Annotated in this window: 22 protein-coding genes and 1 tRNA gene; 22 read left to right on the top strand and 1 reads right to left on the bottom strand. The window is 65.0% G+C overall.

The window, feature by feature from the left end; genetic code table 11:
• The 5 genes from iscA (at window position 1) to tsaD (ending at window position 4,176) form a co-directional block, all read left to right on the top strand.
• Window positions 1-324: an iron-sulfur cluster assembly protein IscA gene (gene iscA / locus ABGI63_RS16910; protein ID WP_349743518.1), complete on the top strand. Its 324-nt coding sequence runs from the start codon at window positions 1-3 to the stop codon at window positions 322-324.
• A 75-nt stretch (window positions 325-399) separates the two neighbouring features.
• On the top strand, window positions 400-918 hold the full coding sequence (hscB, locus tag ABGI63_RS16905; protein ID WP_349743517.1) for a Fe-S protein assembly co-chaperone HscB: 519 nt from the start codon (window positions 400-402) through the stop codon (window positions 916-918).
• Window positions 919-920: 2 nt separating this feature from the next.
• The gene (gene hscA, locus ABGI63_RS16900) at window positions 921-2,777 is read left to right on the top strand and encodes a Fe-S protein assembly chaperone HscA (protein ID WP_349743516.1); all 1,857 of its coding nucleotides are present in this window, start codon (window positions 921-923) and stop codon (window positions 2,775-2,777) included.
• Window positions 2,778-2,791: 14 nt separating this feature from the next.
• Window positions 2,792-3,130, top strand: coding sequence for an ISC system 2Fe-2S type ferredoxin (fdx, locus tag ABGI63_RS16895; RefSeq protein WP_349743515.1), 339 nt, complete (start codon window positions 2,792-2,794; stop codon window positions 3,128-3,130).
• A 2-nt stretch (window positions 3,131-3,132) separates the two neighbouring features.
• Entirely contained in the window at window positions 3,133-4,176 is a 1,044-nt protein-coding gene (gene tsaD, locus ABGI63_RS16890) for a tRNA (adenosine(37)-N6)-threonylcarbamoyltransferase complex transferase subunit TsaD (protein ID WP_349743513.1), read from the top strand.
• A gap of 6 nt (window positions 4,177-4,182) precedes the next feature.
• Here tsaD and ABGI63_RS16885 read toward each other — a convergent pair whose 3' ends face one another.
• On the bottom strand, window positions 4,183-4,590 hold the full coding sequence (locus ABGI63_RS16885; protein ID WP_349743511.1) for an Hsp20/alpha crystallin family protein: 408 nt from the start codon (window positions 4,588-4,590) through the stop codon (window positions 4,183-4,185).
• A gap of 121 nt (window positions 4,591-4,711) precedes the next feature.
• Between ABGI63_RS16885 and ABGI63_RS16880 the strand changes: the two genes are divergently transcribed.
• From ABGI63_RS16880 to ABGI63_RS16800, 17 genes are all read left to right on the top strand, one after another.
• Window positions 4,712-5,989, top strand: coding sequence for a branched-chain amino acid ABC transporter substrate-binding protein (locus ABGI63_RS16880; RefSeq protein ID WP_349743509.1), 1,278 nt, complete (start codon window positions 4,712-4,714; stop codon window positions 5,987-5,989).
• A gap of 201 nt (window positions 5,990-6,190) precedes the next feature.
• Window positions 6,191-6,451 (top strand): 30S ribosomal protein S15, encoded by a 261-nt coding sequence (gene rpsO, locus ABGI63_RS16875; RefSeq protein ID WP_416234705.1) that lies wholly within the window; start codon window positions 6,191-6,193, stop codon window positions 6,449-6,451.
• A 226-nt stretch (window positions 6,452-6,677) separates the two neighbouring features.
• Window positions 6,678-8,819: a polyribonucleotide nucleotidyltransferase gene (gene pnp / locus ABGI63_RS16870; RefSeq protein ID WP_262972798.1), complete on the top strand. Its 2,142-nt coding sequence runs from the start codon at window positions 6,678-6,680 to the stop codon at window positions 8,817-8,819.
• A gap of 10 nt (window positions 8,820-8,829) precedes the next feature.
• Window positions 8,830-9,816: an NAD(P)H-quinone oxidoreductase gene (locus ABGI63_RS16865; protein ID WP_349743508.1), complete on the top strand. Its 987-nt coding sequence runs from the start codon at window positions 8,830-8,832 to the stop codon at window positions 9,814-9,816.
• A 14-nt stretch (window positions 9,817-9,830) separates the two neighbouring features.
• Complete coding sequence (gene tpiA / locus ABGI63_RS16860; protein ID WP_137943533.1) at window positions 9,831-10,571, top strand: triose-phosphate isomerase; 741 nt, start codon at window positions 9,831-9,833, stop codon at window positions 10,569-10,571.
• A gap of 62 nt (window positions 10,572-10,633) precedes the next feature.
• Entirely contained in the window at window positions 10,634-11,005 is a 372-nt protein-coding gene (gene secG / locus ABGI63_RS16855) for a preprotein translocase subunit SecG (RefSeq protein WP_269841419.1), read from the top strand.
• Between the two features lie 155 nt (window positions 11,006-11,160).
• Window positions 11,161-11,245: transfer RNA gene (locus ABGI63_RS16850), tRNA-Leu, on the top strand.
• A 212-nt stretch (window positions 11,246-11,457) separates the two neighbouring features.
• The gene (locus tag ABGI63_RS16845; RefSeq protein ID WP_137943531.1) at window positions 11,458-11,817 is read left to right on the top strand and encodes an NADH-quinone oxidoreductase subunit A; all 360 of its coding nucleotides are present in this window, start codon (window positions 11,458-11,460) and stop codon (window positions 11,815-11,817) included.
• 27 nt (window positions 11,818-11,844) lie between these two features.
• Entirely contained in the window at window positions 11,845-12,321 is a 477-nt protein-coding gene (locus ABGI63_RS16840; RefSeq protein WP_046113908.1) for a NuoB/complex I 20 kDa subunit family protein, read from the top strand.
• Window positions 12,322-12,334: 13 nt separating this feature from the next.
• Window positions 12,335-12,928: an NADH-quinone oxidoreductase subunit C gene (locus ABGI63_RS16835; RefSeq protein ID WP_349743507.1), complete on the top strand. Its 594-nt coding sequence runs from the start codon at window positions 12,335-12,337 to the stop codon at window positions 12,926-12,928.
• Between the two features lie 3 nt (window positions 12,929-12,931).
• Window positions 12,932-14,185, top strand: a complete 1,254-nt coding sequence (locus ABGI63_RS16830; RefSeq protein ID WP_349743505.1) for an NADH-quinone oxidoreductase subunit D — start codon at window positions 12,932-12,934, stop codon at window positions 14,183-14,185.
• Window positions 14,186-14,193: 8 nt separating this feature from the next.
• Window positions 14,194-14,700 (top strand): NADH-quinone oxidoreductase subunit NuoE family protein, encoded by a 507-nt coding sequence (locus ABGI63_RS16825; protein ID WP_171018300.1) that lies wholly within the window; start codon window positions 14,194-14,196, stop codon window positions 14,698-14,700.
• An 8-nt stretch (window positions 14,701-14,708) separates the two neighbouring features.
• Complete coding sequence (nuoF, locus tag ABGI63_RS16820) at window positions 14,709-16,061, top strand: NADH-quinone oxidoreductase subunit NuoF (protein ID WP_349743504.1); 1,353 nt, start codon at window positions 14,709-14,711, stop codon at window positions 16,059-16,061.
• Between the two features lie 18 nt (window positions 16,062-16,079).
• Window positions 16,080-18,407 carry an NADH-quinone oxidoreductase subunit NuoG gene (gene nuoG / locus ABGI63_RS16815; protein ID WP_349743503.1) on the top strand — a complete coding sequence of 776 codons (2,328 nt, stop codon included), beginning with the start codon at window positions 16,080-16,082 and terminating at the stop codon, window positions 18,405-18,407.
• Window positions 18,408-18,423: 16 nt separating this feature from the next.
• Window positions 18,424-19,533, top strand: a complete 1,110-nt coding sequence (gene nuoH / locus ABGI63_RS16810) for an NADH-quinone oxidoreductase subunit NuoH (protein WP_349743502.1) — start codon at window positions 18,424-18,426, stop codon at window positions 19,531-19,533.
• 10 nt (window positions 19,534-19,543) lie between these two features.
• Window positions 19,544-20,032 (top strand): NADH-quinone oxidoreductase subunit NuoI, encoded by a 489-nt coding sequence (gene nuoI / locus ABGI63_RS16805; RefSeq protein WP_137943525.1) that lies wholly within the window; start codon window positions 19,544-19,546, stop codon window positions 20,030-20,032.
• A 58-nt stretch (window positions 20,033-20,090) separates the two neighbouring features.
• Entirely contained in the window at window positions 20,091-20,744 is a 654-nt protein-coding gene (locus tag ABGI63_RS16800; RefSeq protein ID WP_262972804.1) for an NADH-quinone oxidoreductase subunit J, read from the top strand.
• The last annotated feature ends 1 nt before the right edge of the window (window position 20,745 follow it).

Genomic DNA, 20,745 nt, shown 5'->3' with positions numbered 1-20,745 from the left:
ATGTCTGTGACTCTGACCGAGGCGGCCGCGCGCCATGTGACGCGCTATATCGCCAAACGCGGACGCGGCGTGGGCGTGCGTCTGGGCGTCAAGACCACCGGCTGCTCGGGCCTGGCCTACAAGCTCGAGTACGCCGACGATGTGACGCCTGAGGATGTGGTCTTCGAGGGTCATGGCGTCAAGATCCTGATCGACCCCAAAAGCCTGCCCTATCTGGAAGGCACCGAGCTGGATTTCGTGCGCGAAGGCCTCAATGAGGGTTTCAAGTTTCGCAACCCGCGCGAGAAAGACCGCTGCGGCTGCGGTGAATCCTTCCGCGTCTAAAATCGCGGCTCCATCGCAGGGCGCGGCCATCAGCCGCGCTTTTTTCTTGGCTGCTTTGTAAACAAGCTTCATCGCATGCGACTCGACGACAACGACTTCAAGCTGTTTGGCCTGCCCGAGCGCCAGGCCCAAGAGCGTGTCGAGATCGATGCGCGCTGGAAGGCCTTGCAGGCCCAGGTTCACCCCGACAAGTTCGCCGCCGAGGGCGCATCGTCGCAGCGGCTGGCGATGCAGTGGGCCGTGCGCGTCAATGAGGCCTACCAGCGCCTGCGCGACCCGCTCCAGCGCGCCGCCTATCTGTGCGAGTTGCGCGGCGTGCCGCTGCGAGTCAACGAGAACACCCGCATGCCGACGGCTTTTCTGATGGAACAGATGAGTTGGCGCGAGGCCCTGGACGAGGCCGACGGCCTGGCTGCGGTCGAGACCCTGGATGCCGAGGTCGAGCAGCGCGAGCGCGGCTTGCTGGCCGATGTGCAGCACCTGCTCGATGAGGCGGACGACGCGCCGGCGGCGGCCGAGCAGGTCCGGGCCCTGATGTTCATTGCCCGATTCCGTGCCGATATCGACAAGAGGCTGGACGCCCTAGGACAGTAAAAATGGCTTTGTTGCAGATTTCCGAACCCGGGCAGTCGCCCAACCCGCATGAGCGCCGCATCGCGGTGGGCATCGACCTGGGCACGACCCACTCGCTGGTGGCCTCGGTGCGCCATGGCGTGGCCGAATGCCTGCCGGATGAGCAAGGGCGCGTCATCCTGCCCTCGGCCGTGCGCTATCTGGAAGACGGCCGGCGCCAGATCGGCGCGGCGGCCTTCGAGACCCAGGCCGACGATCCGGAGAACACCATCGTCTCGGTCAAGCGCTTCATGGGCCGCTCGCTGGCTGATGTGAGCAACCGCGACAAGCTGCCTTACTGCTTCGAGGACACGCCGGGCATGCTGTCGATCGCGACACGCGACGGCCTGAAGTCACCGGTCGAGGTCTCGGCCGAGATCCTGGCGACCTTGCGCTTCCGTGCCGAGGACAGCTTTGCCGACGACATTTTCGGTGCCGTGATCACGGTGCCGGCCTATTTTGACGATGCTCAGCGCCAGGCCACCAAGGATGCCGCGCAACTGGCCGGCCTGAATGTGCTGCGCCTGATCAACGAGCCCACCGCTGCGGCCATTGCCTACGGACTGGACAATGCCAGCGAGGGCTTGTATGCGGTCTATGACCTCGGCGGCGGCACCTTCGACATCTCGCTGCTGCGCCTGACGCGCGGCGTCTTCGAGGTGGTGGCGACCGGTGGCGATGCGGCCCTGGGCGGCGATGACTTCGACCGCCTGCTGGCCGACTGGGCGTTGGCCGAGGCCCGGCTGGAGGCCGTCAGCGCGCATGACAAGCGTGCGGTGCTGATGGCCGCACGCCTGGCCAAGGAGGCGCTGTCCGATGTGCCGCAGACCCGGCTGCAGTGTGCGCTGGATGCGGGCGCGCTCGATGTCGCGCTCAGCCGCGAGCAGTTCGATGCGCTGACCAAACCCTTGGTCGACAAGACGCTGGCCGCCGTCAAGCGGGTGCTGCGCGACGCCAGGCTGAAGGCCGAGGAGGTGCAGGGCACGGTGATGGTTGGCGGTTCGACCCGCATGCCCGGCGTGCGCACCGCAGTCGGTCAGCTGTTCGGCCGCGAGGTGCTGACCAATCTGAATCCCGACGAGGTCGTCGCGCTCGGCGCGGCGATCCAGGCCAATCAGCTGGCCGGCAATGCGGCCGATGGCGAGATCCTGCTGCTGGACGTGATCCCGCTGTCGCTGGGCCTCGAGACCATGGGCGGCCTGGTCGAGCGCATCATCGAGCGCAATGCGACGATTCCGGTGGCCAAGGCGCAGGACTTCACGACCTTCAAGGACGGGCAGACCGCGATGGCTGTTCATGTCTTGCAGGGTGAGCGCGAGCTGGTGAGCGAATGCCGTTCGCTGGCGCGCTTCGAGCTGCGCGGCATCCCGGCCATGGTGGCCGGCGCCGCGCGCATCCGCGTCACCTTCCAGGTCGATGCCGACGGCTTGCTGAGCGTCTCGGCCAAGGAGCTGGGCTCGGGTGTCGAGGCGGCGGTTCAGGTCAAGCCGAGCTACGGCCTGAGTGACGATCGGATCGCCGGCATGCTGAAGGACGGTTTTGCCAGCGCCGAATCGGATATGCAGGCGCGCAAGCTGCGTGAGGCCCGTGTCGAGGCCGAGCGCATGTCGCTGGCCACGCAGTCGGCGCTGGCTGCCGATGGCGATCTGCTGGACGAGGCGCAGCGTGCTGCCGTGGCCGAGCTGCTGAAGCAGCTGGCCCTGGCCGCCGAGGGCGAGGAGGCGGATGCGATCAACGCGGCCGTCGAGACCTTGGCCAAGGGCACCGAAGCCTTCGCTGCCGAACGCATGAATCGTGGCATTCAGCAGGCGCTGACCGGCCGCAATATCGAACAGATGTGAACAGGGGACGCTCCATGCCCATCATCAGAATCCTTCCCCATGCCGAGTACTGCCCGCAGGGCAAGACCGTGACGGCGCCGGCCGGTACCTCGATCTGCGAGGCGCTGCTGGACAACCATATCGAGATCGAGCATGCCTGCGACCAGGTCTGCGCCTGCACCACCTGCCATGTGATCGTGCGCGAAGGTGGCCGCACGCTGTCCGAGATGGAGGAGGGCGAGGAAGACATGCTGGACCGCGCCTGGGGCCTGGAGCCCGATTCGCGGCTGAGCTGCCAGGCCATCCTGGGGCAAGTAGACGTGACCATCGAGATCCCGAAGTACTCGATCAATCACGCCAAAGAGAATCACTGAACATGAAGGTCCTGGGCTTCGAGTCGTCCTGCGACGAGACCGGCGTGGCCTTGGTCGACGTGCCCGAGCCGGGTGCCCAGGGCGTGCCCAGCTTGCTGGCCCAGGCCCTGCACAGCCAGATCAGCATGCATCAGGCCTATGGCGGTGTCGTGCCCGAATTGGCCTCGCGCGACCATATCCGCCGTGTGCTGCCGCTGACGCGCGAGGTGCTGGCTGCGGCCGGCGTCGAGCTGGCCGATATCGATGTGATCGCCTATACCCAGGGGCCGGGTCTTGCCGGGGCCCTGCTGGTGGGCGCCGGTGTCGCGGTGTCGCTGGCGGCGGCGCTGGGCAAGCCGACCCTGGGGGTGCACCATCTGGAAGGCCATTTGCTGTCGCCCTTTCTGTCGGTCGATGCGCCCGAGTTCCCCTTCGTCGCACTGCTGGTGTCCGGTGGCCATACGCAGCTGATGCGGGTCGATGATGTCGGCCAGTACGAGATCCTTGGCGAGACCATCGATGACGCGGCCGGCGAGGCCTTCGACAAGAGCGCCAAGCTGCTGGGCCTGCCTTATCCCGGCGGCCCGCACCTGGCCCGGCTGGCCGAGCAGGGCGACCCTGCGGCGTTTGCGCTGCCGCGCCCGCTGCTGCACAGCGGCAAGCCCGACTTCAGCTTTGCGGGCTTGAAGACGGCGGTGCTGACGCAGGTGAAGAAGCTCGGTGAGGCGCCCAGCGATCAGCAGCGCGCCGATCTGGCAGCCTCGACCCAGGCTGCCATCGTCGAGGTGCTGGTGAAGAAGTCGCTGCTGGCGTTGAAGAACACCGGGCTCAAGCGCCTGGTGGTGGCCGGCGGTGTCGGTGCCAACAGCCTGCTGCGCCAGCAGCTGAACACCGCCTGCGCCAAGCGCGGCGTGCGCGTGCACTACCCGGAGCTGAGCCTGTGCACCGACAACGGCGCGATGATTGCGATGGCCGCCGCGATGCGGCTGCAGCGCGGCATGGCGACGCTGCAGCCGCAGGGCGGCGGTTTCGAGGTGCGCCCGCGCTGGGCGCTCGGCTCGCCCTGACTCGGCTCAGCTGACGCTGAGTTCGCCGGCATTGTCCGGCTGGCGCTTGACCAGGGTCAGGGTCAGCACGCCGTTGTCCAGCTTGGCGCTCGAGTCGTTCTTGTTGAGTTCCTGCGGCAGAGCCAGCGTGCGCGAGAAGCGCGTCACCGAACGCTCGCGGTACAGCACCCGCTCGCCCTCGGCCTTTTCGGCGGCGCGGGTCTGCTCGGCATCGATGCTGACGCGGCGACCTTCGATCTTGATCTTGACGGCCTCCTTGGCCACGCCCGGCAGATCGAGCTGCAAGGTGTAGGCGGTATCGGTCTCGCTGACGTCCAGCGCCGGGCTGCGCAAGGCGACGGCGTCGGTGTTGAACAGGCGCTCGATGTGGCGCGACAGATCGGCGGAATGACGGGAGACGGGAATCACAAACATGGCAGCTCCTACAATGAGTTGGCTAGAAATCGCTGCTGGATCTTTCAGGGCGCAGCCCCCATGCCAACCAAGCTTGGCGCGGCTTTTCTCAATTCAATAGCCCTCAAAAATTCACTTCCTCATGGCTTGGAACTTCCCTTCTCGTCACCATCTGGCCGCCCTTTTGCTGGCCGCGCCGCTGCTTGCCGGCGCGGCCGAGCCGATCAAGCTGGCCTTGGTCGAGGGCCTGTCCGGTCCCTTCGGCAATGCCGGCGAGGCGGTCCACCGCAACCTGGTCTGGGCCACCGAGCGTGTCAACGCAAGAGGCGGTGTCAAGCTGCCGGGCGGTGCGCGGCCCTTGCAGTTGCTGCGGCTGGACAGCAAGGGGGCGACCGAGGAAGCGCTGTCCATGCTGCGCTCGGCCGTCGATCAGAAGGCCTCGTTCGTGCTGCAGGGCAATAGCTCGGCCACGGCCGCCGCCTTGATCGATGCCTTGAACAAGCACAACGAGCGCGAACCCCAGCGGCGTGCGCTGTTCCTGAATTACTCGGCGGTCGATCCGGCGCTGACCAACGAGAAATGCAGCTTCTGGCATTTCCGCTTCGATGCCCATGCCGATATGCGCCTGGCCGCGCTGACGGACGAGTTGCGCGAGGAGGCCTCGATCAAGAAGCTTTACCTGATCGGCCAGGACTACAGCTTCGGCCAGCATGTGCTGAAGCAGGGCCGCGAGATGCTGGCGGCCAAGCGGCCCGATATCGAGATCGTCGGCGACGAGTTGCACCCGGTCGGCCGGGTCAAGGACTTCATGCCCTATGTCACCAAGATCAAGGCCAGTGGTGCGCAGGCGGTGCTGACCGGCAACTGGGGCAATGATCTGACGCTGCTGATCAAGGCGGCCAAGGATGTGGGTCTGAACGCGCGCTTCTACACCTTCTATGGCAATGCGCTCGGTGTGCCGGCCGCCTTGGGTGATGCGGGCATCGACAGGGTGGTGGCCGTGGCTGAATGGCATCCGAATGTCGGCACGCCCAGCTCGGATCGCTTTTACGCCGCATTCCGCGCGCGCTTTCCCAAGCCCGAGGATGATTATGTTCACGCGCGCATGCAGGCCATGGTCGAGGTGCTGGTGGCCGGCATCGAGCGGGCGAAGTCGCTGGATGTGACGGCCGTGGCCCGGGCGATGGAGGGCCTGACGTACGACGGCAAGACGCTGGGCGGCGTCGGGCAGGGCCGGATGCGCGCGGCCGACCACCAGTTCATCCAGCCGCTCTACGTCAGCGTGATGAAGCGCGCCGGCTCGCCCGGCGCGCGCCACGACAACGAGGGCTCAGGCTATGGCTTCCGTACTGTGCGCTTTGTGGACGAGGCCCGGGCCGAGCAGCCGCACCGATGCCAGATGCCCAGACCGGCTCACTGAAGCATGCTGCCGACTTGGTCTATAATCCGCAGGTTTTGCTCGCCGAGCTAGCCCGTAGGGGAGCCCGGGTGAGTGAAATCAAGGCACGGCTCGGGTCGGTTTCACCCGTGACCGCAAGTAAAACCATGGAAACCGTCTGTGTGCGTGGCAGGGCATTGGCCTTGTTGTCGTTCCAGCGGAATCCGAATGCTGGAAACGCATATGACCATCAATAAAGCAGAAATCGTTCAGTCGAACGCCCGCAGCGCCAACGACACCGGCTCGCCGGAAGTCCAGGTGGCTCTGCTGACCGCGCGCATCAACTCGTTGACCCCCCACTTCAAGGCAAACATGAAGGACCACCATGGTCGTCGTGGTCTGCTGAAGATGGTCAACACGCGCAAGAGCCTGCTGGCCTATCTGAAGAGCAAGGACGCCGCCCGTTACGTCGCGCTGATCCAGAAGCTGGGCCTGCGCAAGTAATTCGCGTGTGAGATCAAGGAGCCTGTCTGGGTCAACGTCCAGCACAGGCTCTTTGTCTTTTACGCTTTCAGTTGGAGTTGAGCTGACGTGGCGCTGCTGTGTCATTCCAAGGCCTCTGCATCGTTCGATGTGAAGCAGATTCTCTGGAATGGCATCCCGCCAAACCCAGTCTCACTCCCGGTCCTGAGCCGCACCGCAAGCGGCATGACATCAAGAGGAGATGAGCATGAGCATGTTCAATAAAGTCACGAAGACCTTTCAGTGGGGTGCCCACACCGTCACGATGGAAACCGGCGAGATCGCTCGCCAGGCCACCGGCGCCGTGCTGGTGAATATCGATGACACCGTGGTGCTGGCCACCGTGGTGGCCAAGACCGAGGCCAAGGCCGGCCAGGACTTCTTCCCGCTGACCGTCGACTACACCGAGAAGTCCTATGCCGCCGGCAAGATCCCCGGCAGCTTCTTCAAGCGCGAAGGTCGCCCCAGCGAGCTGGAGACGCTGACCTGCCGCCTGATCGACCGTCCGATCCGCCCGCTGTTCCCTGAAGGCTTCTACAACGAAGTCCAGGTCATCGTCCATGTCGTCAGCCTGAACCCCGAGGTGCAGGCCGACATCGCCGCGATGATCGCCACCAGCGCCGCGCTGGCCGTCAGCGGCATCCCGTTCAACGGCCCCATCGGTGCGGCCCGTGTCGGCTATGTCAATGGCGAGTACGTGTTGAACCCGGGTCAGACCGCGCTGAAGGACAGCCAGCTGGACCTGGTGGTCGCCGGCACGCAGTCCGCCGTGCTGATGGTCGAGTCCGAAGCCGCCGGCCTGAGCGAAGAAGTGATGCTGGGCGCCGTGGTGTTCGGCCACGAGCAGGGTAATGTCGCGATCGCCGCGATCAATGAGCTGGTGCGTGACGCCGGCAAGCCGGCCTGGGACTGGCAGCCGCCTGCCAAGGACGAGGCCCTGATCGCCAAGATCGACGGCCTGGCCAAGGCCAAGCTCGAAGCCGCCTACCAGATCCGCAACAAGCAGGCCCGCACCCAGGCCTGCCGCGCGGCCTACGCCGATGTGATGGCCGCCCTGAAGGCCGAAGGCGTGGCCTTCGACAGCGTCGCCATCGAAGCCCTGCTGTTCGAGATCGAAGCCAAGATCGTGCGTGGCCAGATCCTGGCCGGCGAGCCGCGCATCGACGGCCGTGACACCCGCACCGTGCGCGCCATCGAAATCCGCAACAGCCTGCTGCCGCGTACCCACGGCTCCTCGCTGTTCACCCGCGGCGAGACCCAGGCCCTGGTGGTCGCCACGCTGGGCACCGACCGTGACGCGCAGCGCATCGACGCGCTGGCCGGCGAGTTCGAAGACCGCTTCATGCTGCACTACAACATGCCTCCCTTCGCCACCGGCGAGGCAGGCCGTTTCGGCACGCCCAAGCGTCGCGAAATCGGTCACGGCCGCCTGGCCAAGCGCGCGCTGATTGCCGCACTGCCGAGCAAGGAAGACTTCCCCTACACGATGCGTCTGGTGTCGGAGATCACCGAGTCCAACGGCTCTTCGTCGATGGCTTCGGTCTGCGGCGGCTGCCTGGCGCTGATGGATGCCGGCGTGCCGATGAAGGCCCATGTGGCCGGCATCGCGATGGGCCTGATCAAGGACGGCAACCGCTTCGCCGTGCTGACCGACATCCTGGGCGATGAAGATCATCTGGGCGATATGGACTTCAAGGTGGCCGGCACCACCGGCGGCATCACCGCGCTGCAGATGGACATCAAGATCCAGGGCATCACCAAGGAAATCATGCAGGTCGCACTGGCTCAGGCCAAGGAAGCGCGTCTGCACATCCTGGGCAAGATGGTCGAGGCGATGGGCGTGGCCAATACCGAGGTGTCGCAGTTCGCGCCGCGTCTGTACACCATCAAGATCAATCCGGAAAAGATCCGTGACGTGATCGGCAAGGGCGGCGCCACCATCCGCGCGCTGACCGAGGAAACCGGCACGACCATCGACATCGGTGAAGACGGCACGATCACGATCGCATCGACCGATGCCGACAAGGCCGAGCACGCCAAGCGTCGCATCCAGGAGATCACCGCCGAAGTCGAGATCGGCAAGATCTACGAAGGCCCGATCACCAAGATTCTGGACTTCGGTGCCCTGGTGAACCTGCTGCCCGGCAAGGATGGTCTGCTGCACATCAGCCAGATCGCCCATCAGCGTGTCGAGAAGGTCACCGACTTCCTGAAGGAAGGCCAGATCGTCAAGGTCAAGGTGCTGGAGACCGATGAGAAGGGTCGCATCAAGCTGTCGATGAAGGCGCTGCTGGACCGCGATGCGGCGCCGGTGGCGGCTCCTCAGGAAGACGCTGCGCCGCAAGAGTAAGCAAGGACGCATGAAGGCCATTGCCATCAGCCGCCCCGGCGGCCCCGAAGTGTTGCAGCTCATCGAGCGGCCCGATCCCGTTGCCGGGCTTGGGGAGCTCTTGATCGCGGTCGAGGCCTATGGCATCAACCGCCCCGATGTGCTGCAGCGCAAGGGGGCGTATCCGCCGCCGGCGGGTGCCAGCGATCTGCCGGGCCTGGAGGTGGCCGGCCGGATTGTGGCTGGCGATGCGGCCGAGCTGGCTGCCGCCGGCCTCAAGCTGGGCGATGCCGTCTGCGCCTTGGTGGCTGGCGGTGGCTATGCGCAGCTGTGCGTGGCGCCGATCGCGCAATGTCTGCCGGTGCCGGCGGGCTGGAGCATGGCCGAGGCCGCCAGCCTGCCGGAGACCTTTTTTACCGTCTGGTCGAATGTGTTCGAGCGGGCGCGCCTGCAGCCGGGCGAAAGCCTGTTGGTGCATGGCGGCAGCAGCGGCATCGGCGTCACGGCGATCCAGATCGCCAAGGCGCTGGGCTCGCGGGTGCTGGTCACGGTCGGCACTGCCGACAAGGCCGAAGCCTGCCTGAAGCTGGGTGCGGATGTCGTGATCAACTACAAGACCCAGGACTTCGTCGCCGAGGTCAAGGCGGCGACCGAAGGGCGTGGCGTCGATGTGATCCTGGACATGGTGGCCGGGGCTTATGTGGAGCGCGGTGTGCAATGCCTGGCCGACGATGGCCGCATGGTCATCATCGCGGTGCAGGGTGGGGTGGACGCCAGGTTCGATGCCGGTGCCGTGCTGCGTCGTCGGCTGACGATCAGCGGCTCGACCCTGCGGCCGCGCTCGCTGGCGTTCAAGGCCGGCATCGCCAGCGCGCTGCGTGAGCGCGTCTGGCCGCTGCTGGTGTCGCGAGCAGTTGTTCCCGTCATCTATCGCACTTTTGCTGCCGATCAGGCCGCGGCCGCCCACGGCTTGATGGAGTCGGGCGAGCATGTCGGCAAGATCGTGCTGAGCTGGTAAGTCTGGAGTATTCGATGCGCAAGAAACTGGTCGTGGGCAACTGGAAGATGCATGGCAGCCGCGCTGCCAATGCGCTTTTGCTGGCCGGTCTGAAAGAAGCGGGGCCGTGGAGTGCCGATGTGGCGGTCTGCGTGCCGTTTCCCTACATCAGCGAAACCGCGCTGGCGCTGACCGGCGCGGCCATCGCTTTCGGTGCCCAGGATTGCTCGGCACACGAGCAGGGCGCTTACACCGGCGAAGTCTCGTCGGCGATGCTGGCCGATATCGGCTGCCGCTATGTGATCGTCGGTCATTCCGAGCGCCGTGCCTACCACCAGGAGAGCGATCAACTGGTGGCCGACAAGGCCAAGGCAGCGTTGGCGCATGGCGTGACGCCCATCGTCTGCGTCGGCGAAACGCTGGCCGAACGCGAGGCGGGTCAGACCGAGCTGGTCGTCAAGCGCCAGCTGGCGGCGGTGATCCACACGCTGACGCATTGCATCGGCGAGATCGTGCTGGCCTATGAGCCGGTCTGGGCCATCGGTACCGGGCTGACGGCCTCGCCCGAACAGGCGCAGGCGGTGCATGCGGTGCTGCGCACGCAGCTGCATGCGGCCACGCAGAAGTCCGATTCGATGCGCATTCTCTATGGCGGCAGCGTCAAGGCCGACAATGCCGCGCAGCTGTTTGCCCAGCCCGATATCGATGGCGGCCTGATCGGCGGCGCGGCCTTGAAGGCAGCGGATTTTGCCGCCATCTGCCGCGCGGCGCATTGACGAATAAACAGACATGCCGCGCCGGTGCGCGGCATCAAGAAGAATCTTTGGAGTGAATTGAGATGCAAGTTTTCATGAATCTGGTGCTGATCGTTCAGCTGCTGAGTGCGTTGACGATGATCGGTCTGGTGCTGGTGCAGCATGGCAAGGGCGCCGATATGGGCGCCTCCTTCGGCAGTGGTGCCTCGGGCAGTCTGTTCGGGGCGACCGGCAGCGCCAACTTCCTGTCGCGCAGCACGGCGATCTGCGCCACGGTGTTTTTTGCCTGCACGCTGGCGCTGGCCTATATGGGCAACCAGCGCGCCGGCGCGGCCGCTGGTGGTGAGAGCGTGCTGGACCGCGCGGCGCCGGCGAGCGCGCCGGCTTCGGGCGCTGCGGCGATTCCGGGCGCCGTGCCTGCGGCGCTGCCGGCCGCCTCCGCTGCCTCGAACTGAGCACCTTGAGCCTCGTCATGCAGGGCGCACAAGACCTGCATGAGCTTGGCAAAATCCTTCATCAGCTCTTCAGAAGCTAGGGATTTTCGGTATAGAATTCGAGGCTGTCTGGGAGCAAACCTCAAGCCACCAGGCAGTAGCGAAAGTAATTGACAGCCGTCGTGGTGAAATTGGTAGACACGCTATCTTGAGGGGGTAGTGGCGAAAGCTGTGCGAGTTCGAGTCTCGCCGACGGCACCAGATCAATCGGTTAGCATTCTTCGGGCTGGAGCCCTGAATCTGCTGATCGAAGCGCCCTGTCGCAGCGGGTATCTCCGAGGAGGCTTGCTGTAGGGGACAAGGCGGGCGCGGTCCGTAAGCGAATGATTTCGCTGGCGGCGCGCCCGTTGCTTTTTTTCGAAATTCGGCTGCGGTGCCTGGAGGTGCTGCGGTGGATCACTAGAGCGTCAACCATGAACTTGGATCAGTACCTACCCGTCATCCTCTTCATCCTGGTCGGCGCAGGCGTCGGCGTGGCGCCCCAGGTGCTGGGCTTTCTGCTCGGACCGAACCGGCCGGATCAGGCCAAGAACTCCCCTTACGAATGCGGCTTCGAGGCTTTTGAAGACGCGCGCATGAAATTCGATGTGCGCTATTACCTCGTGGCCATTCTGTTCATTTTGTTTGACCTGGAAATCGCCTTCCTGTTTCCCTGGGCTGTGTCCTTGCGCGAGATTGGTGCGGCGGGTTTCTGGGCCATGATGATTTTCCTCGGCATTCTGGTCGTGGGTTTTGCCTACGAGTGGAAAAAAGGCGCCCTGGACTGGGAATAAACAAGGCTTGACCCGAAGGCACACCCCATGGGCATCGAAGGCGTTTTGAAAGAGGGCTTTGTCACCACCTCGGTCGACAAGTTGATCAACTGGTCCAAGACCGGGTCGTTGTGGCCGATGACCTTTGGTCTGGCCTGCTGTGCGGTCGAGATGATGCATGCGGGCGCGGCCCGTTATGACATCGATCGCTTCGGCATGCTGTTCCGGCCCAGCCCGCGGCAGTCCGATCTGATGATCGTGGCCGGCACCCTGTGCAACAAGATGGCGCCGGCGCTGCGCAAGGTCTACGACCAGATGGCCGAGCCGCGCTGGGTGCTGTCGATGGGCTCCTGCGCCAATGGCGGCGGCTACTATCACTACAGCTACTCGGTGGTGCGCGGCTGCGACCGCATCGTGCCGGTCGATGTCTATGTGCCGGGCTGTCCGCCGACGGCCGAGGCCCTGCTGTACGGCATCTTGCAGCTGCAGGCCAAGATCCGCCGCGAAAACACCATCGCGCGCTGAAGGTTAGGCATTCATGAGCAAACTTGACACCCTGCAAGCCGCGCTGGAAGCAGCGCTGGGCGGCCAGATCCAGAGCCTCAAGCGCGAGTTCGGCGAGATCACCATCCAGGTGGCGGCGGCCGACTATCTGGCGGTGGCGACCACCTTGCGTGATCACGCCGAGCTGAAGTTCGAGCAGCTGATCGATCTTTGCGGCCTGGACTACAGCGACTATGGCAACGGTGGCTACGAAGGCCCGCGCTTTGCCGTCGCGACCCATCTGCTGTCGGTCAGCAAGAACTGGCGTGTGCGGCTGAAGGTGTTCTGCCCGGACGATGACCTGCCCCTCGTGGCGGCGCTGACGCCTGTCTGGAACGCGGCCAACTGGTTTGAGCGCGAAGCGTTCGATCTCTACGGCATCATCTTCGAAGGTCATGAAGACCTGCGCCGCATCCTGACCGACTACGGTTTCATCGGCCACCCGATGCGCAAGGACTTCCCGACCTCGGGCCATGTCGAAATGCGCTACGACGCCGAGCAAAAGCGCGTGATCTACCAGCCGGTGACGATAGAGCCGCGTGAGATCACGCCGCGCATCATCCGCGAAGAAAACTACGGCGGACTCTGAACCATGGCCGAGATCAAGAACTACACCCTCAATTTCGGTCCTCAGCATCCGGCCGCCCACGGCGTGTTGCGCCTGGTGCTGGAGCTCGACGGCGAAGTGATCCAGCGCGCCGATCCGCATATCGGCCTGCTGCACCGCGCCACCGAGAAGCTGGCCGAGAGCAAGACCTATATCCAGTCGCTGCCCTATATGGACCGTCTCGACTATGTGTCGATGATGGCCAATGAGCAGGCCTACTGCCTGGCGATCGAGAAGATGCTGGGCATCGCGGTGCCGATCCGTGCGCAGTACATCCGCGTGATGTTTGCCGAGATCACCCGGCTGCTGAACCACCTGATGTGGCTGGGCGCGCACGGGCTGGACTGCGGCGCGATGAATGTGCTGATCTACGCCTTCCGCGAGCGCGAAGACCTGTTCGATATGTACGAGGCGGTGTCGGGCGCGCGCATGCATGCGGCCTACTTCCGTCCGGGCGGCGTCTACCGCGATCTGCCGGACGTGATGCCACAATACCAGGTCAGCAAGATCAAGAACGCCAAGACCATTGCGATGCTCAATGAGAATCGCTCGGGCTCCTTGCTGGACTTCATCGAGGACTTCTGCAAGCGCTTCCCGAAGAACGTCGACGACTACGAAACCCTGCTGACCGACAACCGCATCTGGAAGCAGCGCACTGTCGGCATCGGTGTGCTGACGCCCGAGCGCGCGCTGAACCTGGGCCTGACCGGCCCGATGCTGCGCGGCTGCGGCATCCCCTGGGACCTGCGCAAGACCCAGCCCTACGATGCCTATGCCCACGTCGATTTCGATGTGCCGGTCGGCACCAACGGCGACACCTACGACCGCTATGTGGTACGCGTCGAGGAGATGCGCCAGTCCAACCGCATCATCCAGCAGTGCGTCGAGTGGCTGCGCAAGAACCCCGGCCCGGTCATCACCGACAACCACAAGGTGGCGCCGCCGGCCCGTGTGGGCATGAAGTCGAATATGGAGGAGCTGATCCACCACTTCAAGCTCTTTACCGAGGGCTTCAAGGTGCCCGAGGGCGAAGCCTATGCGGCGGTCGAGCACCCGAAGGGCGAGTTCGGCATCTATATCGTCAGCGATGGCGCCAACAAGCCTTACCGCCTGAAGATCCGTGCACCGGGCTTCTCGCATCTGGCGGCGCTGGATGAGATGGCGCGCGGCCATATGCTGGCCGATGCCGTGGCCATCATCGGCACGATGGACATCGTGTTCGGCGAGATTGATCGGTGAGTGAAGCGATGAGCACTGAATACATCCTGAGCGAGGCCACGGCCGCGCGTTTCGCGCGCGAAGTGGCGAAGTACCCGAGCGATCAGAAGCAGTCGGCCGTGATGGCCTGCCTGGCTATCGTCCAGCAGGAGCAGGGCCATGTGTCGCGCGCCAGCGAGGACGCCATTGCCGCTTACCTGGGCATGCCCGCCATCGCCGTGTACGAGGTCACGACCTTCTACAACATGTACAACCAGCGTCCGCTGGGCCAGTTCAAGCTGAACGTCTGCACCAATCTGCCCTGCCAGCTGCGCGACGGCCAGCAGGCGCTCGAGCATCTGTGCAAGAAGCTCGGCGTGGACGAGGGTGGCACGACGGCCGATGGCTTGTTCACCGTGCAGAAGAGCGAATGCCTGGGCGCCTGTGCCGACGCACCGGTGATGCTGGTCAATGACCGCCAGATGTGCAGCTTCATGAGCCACCAGCGCCTCGACGAACTCGTCGACGTGCTCAAGGCCAACGCTGCGAAGAACTGAGGGAAAGCATGCTGGATCTCTCCAAGTTTCAAGCCAAGGGCGACGAGACCTGTTTCCACGACCGCCATATCGGCGCCCAGATCTATGCCGATTTGGACGGCAGCAACTGGGGTCTGAAGGACTATGTCGCGCGCGGCGGCTATCAGGCGCTGCGCAAGATCCTGAAGGGCGAGGGCACGGCCGACGGCGCGCCGATGAGCTCCGATCAGGTGATCGCCGAGGTCAAGGCCTCGGGCCTGCGCGGCCGCGGCGGCGCGGGCTTCCCGACCGGCCTGAAGTGGAGCTTCATGCCGCGCCAGTTCCCCGGTGCCAAGTACCTGGTCTGCAACTCGGACGAGGGCGAGCCGGGCACCTGCAAGGACCGCGACATCCTGATGTACAACCCGCACATCGTCATCGAGGGCATGGCCATTGCCGCCTTCGCGATGGGCATCAAGGTGGGCTACAACTACATCCACGGCGAGATCTTCGAGGTCTACGAGCGCTTTGAAGCGGCGCTGGAAGAAGCCCGCGCCGCCGGCTTCCTCGGTGAGCACATCCTGGGTTCGGATTTCAGCTTCCAGCTGCATGCCTTCCATGGCTTCGGCGCCTACATCTGCGGCGAGGAAACGGCGCTGCTGGAGTCGCTCGAAGGCAAGAAGGGCCAGCCGCGCTTCAAGCCGCCGTTCCCGGCCAGCTTCGGCCTGTACGGCAAGCCCACGACGATCAACAACACCGAGACCTTCGCCGCGGTGCCCTGGATCATCCGCAACGGCGGCCAGCCCTATCTGGAGATCGGCAAGCCGAACAACGGCGGCACCAAGATCTTCTCGGTCTCGGGCGATGTCGAGCGCCCCGGCAACTACGAGATCCCGCTGGGCACGCCGTTTGCCAAGTTGCTGGAACTGGCCGGTGGCGTGCGCAAGGGTCGCCAGCTGAAGGCGGTGATTCCTGGCGGCTCCTCGTCGCCGGTGCTGACCGCCGAGGTGATGATGAACTGCACGATGGACTATGACTCCATCGCCAAGGCCGGCTCGATGCTGGGCTCGGGTGCGGTCATCGTGATGGACGATTCGCGCTGCATGGTCAAGAGCCTGCTGCGCCTGTCCTACTTCTATGCGCATGAGAGCTGCGGCCAGTGCACGCCCTGCCGCGAAGGCACGGGCTGGATGCACCGCGTGGTCGAGCGCATCGCCAACGGCCAGGGCAGGGCGGAAGACATCGACTTGCTGAACTCGGTGGCCGACAACATCCAGGGCCGCACCATCTGCGCGCTGGGCGATGCCGCCGCGATGCCGGTGCGCGCGATGATCAAGAATTTCAAAAACGAGTTCGTTCATCTGATCGAACACAAAACGGCTCTGGTGCCGGCCTCGGTCTGAGGCAGGACAGGACACGACATGATTGAAATCGAACTCGACGGCCAGAAGGTGGAGGTCTTGGAGGGCAGCATGGTGATGCATGCCGCCGAGAAGGCCGGCACCTACATCCCGCATTTCTGCTATCACAAGAAGCTCTCGATCGCCGCCAACTGCCGCATGTGCCTGGTCGACGTCGAGAAGGCGCCCAAGCCCATGCCCGCCTGCGCGACGCCGGTGACCCAGGGCATGATCGTCCGCACCAAGAGCGAGAAGGCGGTCAAGGCCCAGCAGGGCGTGATGGAGTTCCTGCTGATCAACCACCCGCTGGACTGCCCAATCTGCGATCAAGGCGGCGAGTGCCAGCTGCAGGATCTGGCGGTCGGCTATGGCGGCAGCAAATCGCGCTACTCGGAAGAGAAGCGCGTGGTCTTCCACAAGAATGTCGGCCCGCTGATCTCGATGGAAGAGATGAGCCGTTGCATCCATTGCACCCGCTGCGTGCGCTTCGGCCAGGAAATCGCCGGCGTGATGGAACTGGGCATGGCGCATCGCGGCGAGCATGCCGAGATCCAGACCTTTGTCGGCCGCTCGGTGGACTCCGAGCTGTCGGGCAATATGATCGATATCTGCCCGGTCGGCGCGCTGACCAGCAAGCCCTTCCGCTACAGCGCCCGCACCTGGGAGCTGTCGCGCCGCAAGAGCGTGTCTCCGCATGACAGCACCGGTGCCAACCTGATCGTCCAGGTCAAGGGCAAGCAGGTGATGCGCGTCGTGCCGCTGGAAAACGAGGCCGTCAACGAATGCTGGATCGCCGACCGCGACCGCTTCTCCTATGAGTCGCTGAACAGCGACCAGCGCCTGAGCGCGCCGATGATCAAGCAGGGCGGCGCCTGGAAGACGGTCGACTGGAGCACGGCGCTCGAGTACGTGGCCAACGGCCTGAAGCTGGTGCGCGCCGAACACGGCGCCGCTGCCATCGGTGCACTGGGCTCGGCCCACAGCACGATCGAAGAGCTGCACCTGCTGGCCGCGCTGGTGCGCGGCCTGGGCAGCGACAACGTCGACCACCGCCTGCGCCATGCCGACTTCGCCAATGTGGCCGAGTCGGGCCAGGCGCGCTGGCTGGGCAGCCCGATTGCCGCGCTGTCCGAGCTGGACCGTGCGCTGGTGATCGGTTCCTCGCTGCGCAAGGACCATCCGCTGTTTGCCCAGCGCCTGCGCCAGGCGACCCGCCGCGGCGCCCAGGTGCTGAGCCTGAACGCCAGCGAAGAGGACTGGCTGATGCCCGTCGCGGCCCGCATCACGGTGGCACCGAGCGCCTGGCTGCAGTCGCTGGCCGACATCGCCGCTGCGATCTCCGCCAGCACCGGCGCTGCCGCTCCGGCCACCGGCGAAGCGACCGAAGCGGCCAAGGCCGTTGCGGCCGCGCTGCTGTCCGGCGCCCGCAAGGCCGTGCTGCTGGGCAATGCGGCCGCCCAGCATCCGCAGGCTTCCAGCCTGCTGGTGCTGGCCAATTGGATCGCCGCACAGACCGGCGCCAGCGTCGGCTATCTGAGCGAAGCCGCCAACACGGTCGGCGCCCAGCTGGCCCGCGCGCTGCCGCAGCAAGGCGGCCTGAATGCCGGCCAGATGCTGGGCGGCGAGGCACTGAAGGCCGTGCTGGTGCTGAACACCGATCCGGTGCTGGACAGCGCCAACGCCGCCGCCGCCGCCAAGGCCCTGGCTGCGGCCGAGATGGTCGTCGTGATGAGCCCGTTCAAGAGTGGTCTGGAGTATGCCGATGTGCTGCTGCCGACCGCGCCCTTTACCGAGACCTCGGGCACTTTCGTCAACGCCGAGGGCAGGGCGCAGAGCTTTGTCGGCGTCGTGCCGCCGCTGGCCGAGACCCGTCCGGGCTGGAAGATCCTGCGCGTGCTGGGCAATCTGCTGGCGCTCGAGGGCTTCGGCTACGAGAGCTCGGAGCAGGTGCGCAACGAGGTGCTGGGGGCTGGTGCCGATCTGGGCGCGCGCCTGAGCAATGCCTCGACGGCCAGCGTGCAGACGGCCGCTGCGCCCGCCGGCATCGAGCGCCTGGCGCCGGTGCCCATCTATGCGGCCGACGCGCTGGTGCGCCACTCGACCTCGCTGCAGCTGACGGCCGATGCGCGCGGCGCCGCGGTGGCCGGTCTGCCCAAGCAGCTCTGGGAACAACTGGGCCTGGCGGAGGGTGCGCGTGTGCGCATCACGCAGGAGGGCGCCGGCGCGGCCGAACTGCCGGCCCGACTGGAAGCCGGCCTGGCGGCCAACACGCTGCGGGTGCCGGCCGGTCTGGTGGAAACAGCGGCCCTGGGTGCGATGTTCGGCACCCTGACGGTCAGCAAGGCCTGAGGCGACGAGGACAATAATGATTGAATCCCTCTACCAAGGTGGCGCTGCGCTGCTGGGCGGCATCTCTCCGCTGATCTGGCCGGTGCTCTGGAGCCTGATCAAGATCATCGCGGTGGTCGCACCGCTGATGATTTGCGTGGCCTATCTGACGCTCTGGGAGCGCAAGGCCATCGGCTGGTCGCAGATCCGCCCGGGCCCGAACCGCGTCGGCCCCTACGGCCTGCTGACCCCGATCGCCGATGCGGTGAAGCTGATCTTCAAGGAGATCATCGTCCCGACGGCGGCCAACAAGGGCCTGTTCTTCCTCGGTCCCATCATGACCATCATGCCGGCGCTGGCGGCCTGGGCGGTCATCCCCTTCGGCCCCGACGCGGCCGTGGCCAATGTCAACGCCGGCCTGCTGTTCCTGATGGCCATCACCTCGCTGGAGGTCTACGGCGTGATCATCGCCGGCTGGGCCTCGAACTCGAAGTACGCCTTCCTGGGCGCGCTGCGCGCCTCGGCCCAGATGGTGTCCTACGAGATCGCGATGGGCTTCTGCCTGGTGGTCGTGCTGATGGTGTCGGGCAGCATGTACATGACGGACATCGTTGTGCTGCAGACCAAGGGCATGTTCGCCGACATGGGCCTGACCTTCCTGTCCTGGAACTGGCTGCCGCTGCTGCCTATCTTCGTCGTCTACTTCATCTCCGGCCTGGCCGAGACCAACCGTCACCCCTTTGACGTGGTCGAGGGTGAATCGGAGATCGTCGCCGGCCACATGATCGAGTACTCGGGCATGTCCTTCGCGATGTTCTTCCTGGCCGAGTACGCCAATATGATCCTGGTCTCGGCCCTGGCCGTGATCCTGTTCCTGGGCGGCTGGTCGGCACCGATTTCCTTCAGCCTCCTGGGCATGGAAACGCCGAGCTTCATCCAGAACACGATGGCGCTCTGGAACTGGGCCTGGCTGTTCGGCAAGACCTTTGTTGTCGTGACCATGTTCCTGTGGGTCCGTGCCACTTTCCCGCGCTTCCGCTACGACCAGATCATGCGTCTGGGCTGGAAGATCTTCATTCCCGTGACTCTGATCTGGCTGGTCGTCGTTGGCCTGTGGATCCAGTCTCCGTTCAATATCTGGAAGTGAGTCTGCAGCAATGAGCTCCTTCAGCCATTTCGTCAAGAGCTTCATGCTCACCGAGCTGTTCAAGGGCATGGCCCTGACCGGCCGGCATTTCCTGTCGCGCAATATCACGGTGCAGTTCCCGGAAGAGAAGACACCGCTGTCGCCGCGCTTCCGCGGCCTGCATGCGCTGCGCCGTTATGAGAACGGCGAAGAGCGCTGCATCGCCTGCAAGCTCTGCGAGGCCGTCTGCCCGGCGATGGCCATCACGATCGAGAGCGATGTGCGTGAGGACGGCTCGCGCCGCACCACGCGCTACGACATCGATCTGACCAAGTGCATCTTCTGCGGCTTCTGCGAGGAAAGCTGCCCGGTGGACTCCATCGTCGAGACCTCGATCTTCGAATACCACGGCGAAAAGCGTGGCGATCTGTACTTCACCAAGGACATGCTCCTGGCCGTCGGCGACCGCTACGAAAAAGAAATCGCAGCCCAAAAGGAGGCCGACGCCAAGTACCGCTGAGGCCTTGCACCCGCTGCTCAAGCGGGTGTCGGTCTGAAGCTGTGCCTGCTGGAACCCCATGGATACCATCACCGCGCTGTTCTATGTCTTCTCGGCCGTCCTTCTGGGCGCGGCGTTTCGCGTCATCACGGCGCGATCCACCGTGCACTCGGCCCTGTTCCTGATCCTGGCCTTCTTCAATGCCTCCTGCATCTGGATGCTGCTGAAGGCCGAGTTCCTGGCCATCACCCTGGTGCTGGTCTATATCGGCGCCGTGATGGTGCTGTTCCTCTTCGTCGTGATGATGCTGGACATCAACTCCGATGAAGGGGCTAGCGCGATTCGCGAGGGCTTCTGGAAGCATCTGCCGCTGGCCGGCCTGGTCGGCGCGCTGATCGCGCTGGAGATGGCGGCCGTGCTGATGGGCGGTTTCCGCCTGACCGAGGCCGCACCGCTGAGCGAGGCCGCGGTCAAGCTCGGCAATACCAAGCTGCTGGGCATTGCGATCTACACGCAGTACCTGTATCCGCTGCAGATCGCGGCCGTGCTGCTGCTGGTGGCCATCATCGCGGCGATCGCGCTGACCCTGCGTCGCCGCAAGGACTCGCGCAGCCAGGACGCCTCGGAGCAGGTCAAGGTCACCAAGGCGCAGCGCCTGCGCATCGTCAAGATGGCACCGACGGTGGAGCAAGCCGCCACCCCGGCCGCCGACAACACGCAAGGAGGCGCATGAT

Origin of the sequence: Roseateles cavernae (assembly GCF_040187885.1) — a bacterium.
Lineage (GTDB): Bacteria > Pseudomonadota > Gammaproteobacteria > Burkholderiales > Burkholderiaceae_C > Roseateles_E > Roseateles_E cavernae.
Note: the sequence above shows the minus strand (reverse complement) of the source record. Positions and strands in the feature narration are given on the sequence as shown.

What these genes read in the sequence shown, in the direction of transcription:
- iscA (WP_349743518.1), top strand. Translation starts at nt 1, where the DNA reads ATGTCTGTGACTCTGACCGAGGCGGCCGCGCGCCATGTGACGCGCTAT.
- hscB (WP_349743517.1), top strand. Translation starts at nt 400, where the DNA reads ATGCGACTCGACGACAACGACTTCAAGCTGTTTGGCCTGCCCGAGCGC.
- hscA (WP_349743516.1), top strand. Translation starts at nt 921, where the DNA reads ATGGCTTTGTTGCAGATTTCCGAACCCGGGCAGTCGCCCAACCCGCAT.
- fdx (WP_349743515.1), top strand. Translation starts at nt 2,792, where the DNA reads ATGCCCATCATCAGAATCCTTCCCCATGCCGAGTACTGCCCGCAGGGC.
- tsaD (WP_349743513.1), top strand. Translation starts at nt 3,133, where the DNA reads ATGAAGGTCCTGGGCTTCGAGTCGTCCTGCGACGAGACCGGCGTGGCC.
- ABGI63_RS16885 (WP_349743511.1), bottom strand. Translation starts at nt 4,590, where the DNA reads ATGTTTGTGATTCCCGTCTCCCGTCATTCCGCCGATCTGTCGCGCCAC.
- ABGI63_RS16880 (WP_349743509.1), top strand. Translation starts at nt 4,712, where the DNA reads ATGGCTTGGAACTTCCCTTCTCGTCACCATCTGGCCGCCCTTTTGCTG.
- rpsO (WP_416234705.1), top strand. Translation starts at nt 6,191, where the DNA reads ATGACCATCAATAAAGCAGAAATCGTTCAGTCGAACGCCCGCAGCGCC.
- pnp (WP_262972798.1), top strand. Translation starts at nt 6,678, where the DNA reads ATGAGCATGTTCAATAAAGTCACGAAGACCTTTCAGTGGGGTGCCCAC.
- ABGI63_RS16865 (WP_349743508.1), top strand. Translation starts at nt 8,830, where the DNA reads ATGAAGGCCATTGCCATCAGCCGCCCCGGCGGCCCCGAAGTGTTGCAG.
- tpiA (WP_137943533.1), top strand. Translation starts at nt 9,831, where the DNA reads ATGCGCAAGAAACTGGTCGTGGGCAACTGGAAGATGCATGGCAGCCGC.
- secG (WP_269841419.1), top strand. Translation starts at nt 10,634, where the DNA reads ATGCAAGTTTTCATGAATCTGGTGCTGATCGTTCAGCTGCTGAGTGCG.
- ABGI63_RS16845 (WP_137943531.1), top strand. Translation starts at nt 11,458, where the DNA reads ATGAACTTGGATCAGTACCTACCCGTCATCCTCTTCATCCTGGTCGGC.
- ABGI63_RS16840 (WP_046113908.1), top strand. Translation starts at nt 11,845, where the DNA reads ATGGGCATCGAAGGCGTTTTGAAAGAGGGCTTTGTCACCACCTCGGTC.
- ABGI63_RS16835 (WP_349743507.1), top strand. Translation starts at nt 12,335, where the DNA reads ATGAGCAAACTTGACACCCTGCAAGCCGCGCTGGAAGCAGCGCTGGGC.
- ABGI63_RS16830 (WP_349743505.1), top strand. Translation starts at nt 12,932, where the DNA reads ATGGCCGAGATCAAGAACTACACCCTCAATTTCGGTCCTCAGCATCCG.
- ABGI63_RS16825 (WP_171018300.1), top strand. Translation starts at nt 14,194, where the DNA reads ATGAGCACTGAATACATCCTGAGCGAGGCCACGGCCGCGCGTTTCGCG.
- nuoF (WP_349743504.1), top strand. Translation starts at nt 14,709, where the DNA reads ATGCTGGATCTCTCCAAGTTTCAAGCCAAGGGCGACGAGACCTGTTTC.
- nuoG (WP_349743503.1), top strand. Translation starts at nt 16,080, where the DNA reads ATGATTGAAATCGAACTCGACGGCCAGAAGGTGGAGGTCTTGGAGGGC.
- nuoH (WP_349743502.1), top strand. Translation starts at nt 18,424, where the DNA reads ATGATTGAATCCCTCTACCAAGGTGGCGCTGCGCTGCTGGGCGGCATC.
- nuoI (WP_137943525.1), top strand. Translation starts at nt 19,544, where the DNA reads ATGAGCTCCTTCAGCCATTTCGTCAAGAGCTTCATGCTCACCGAGCTG.
- ABGI63_RS16800 (WP_262972804.1), top strand. Translation starts at nt 20,091, where the DNA reads ATGGATACCATCACCGCGCTGTTCTATGTCTTCTCGGCCGTCCTTCTG.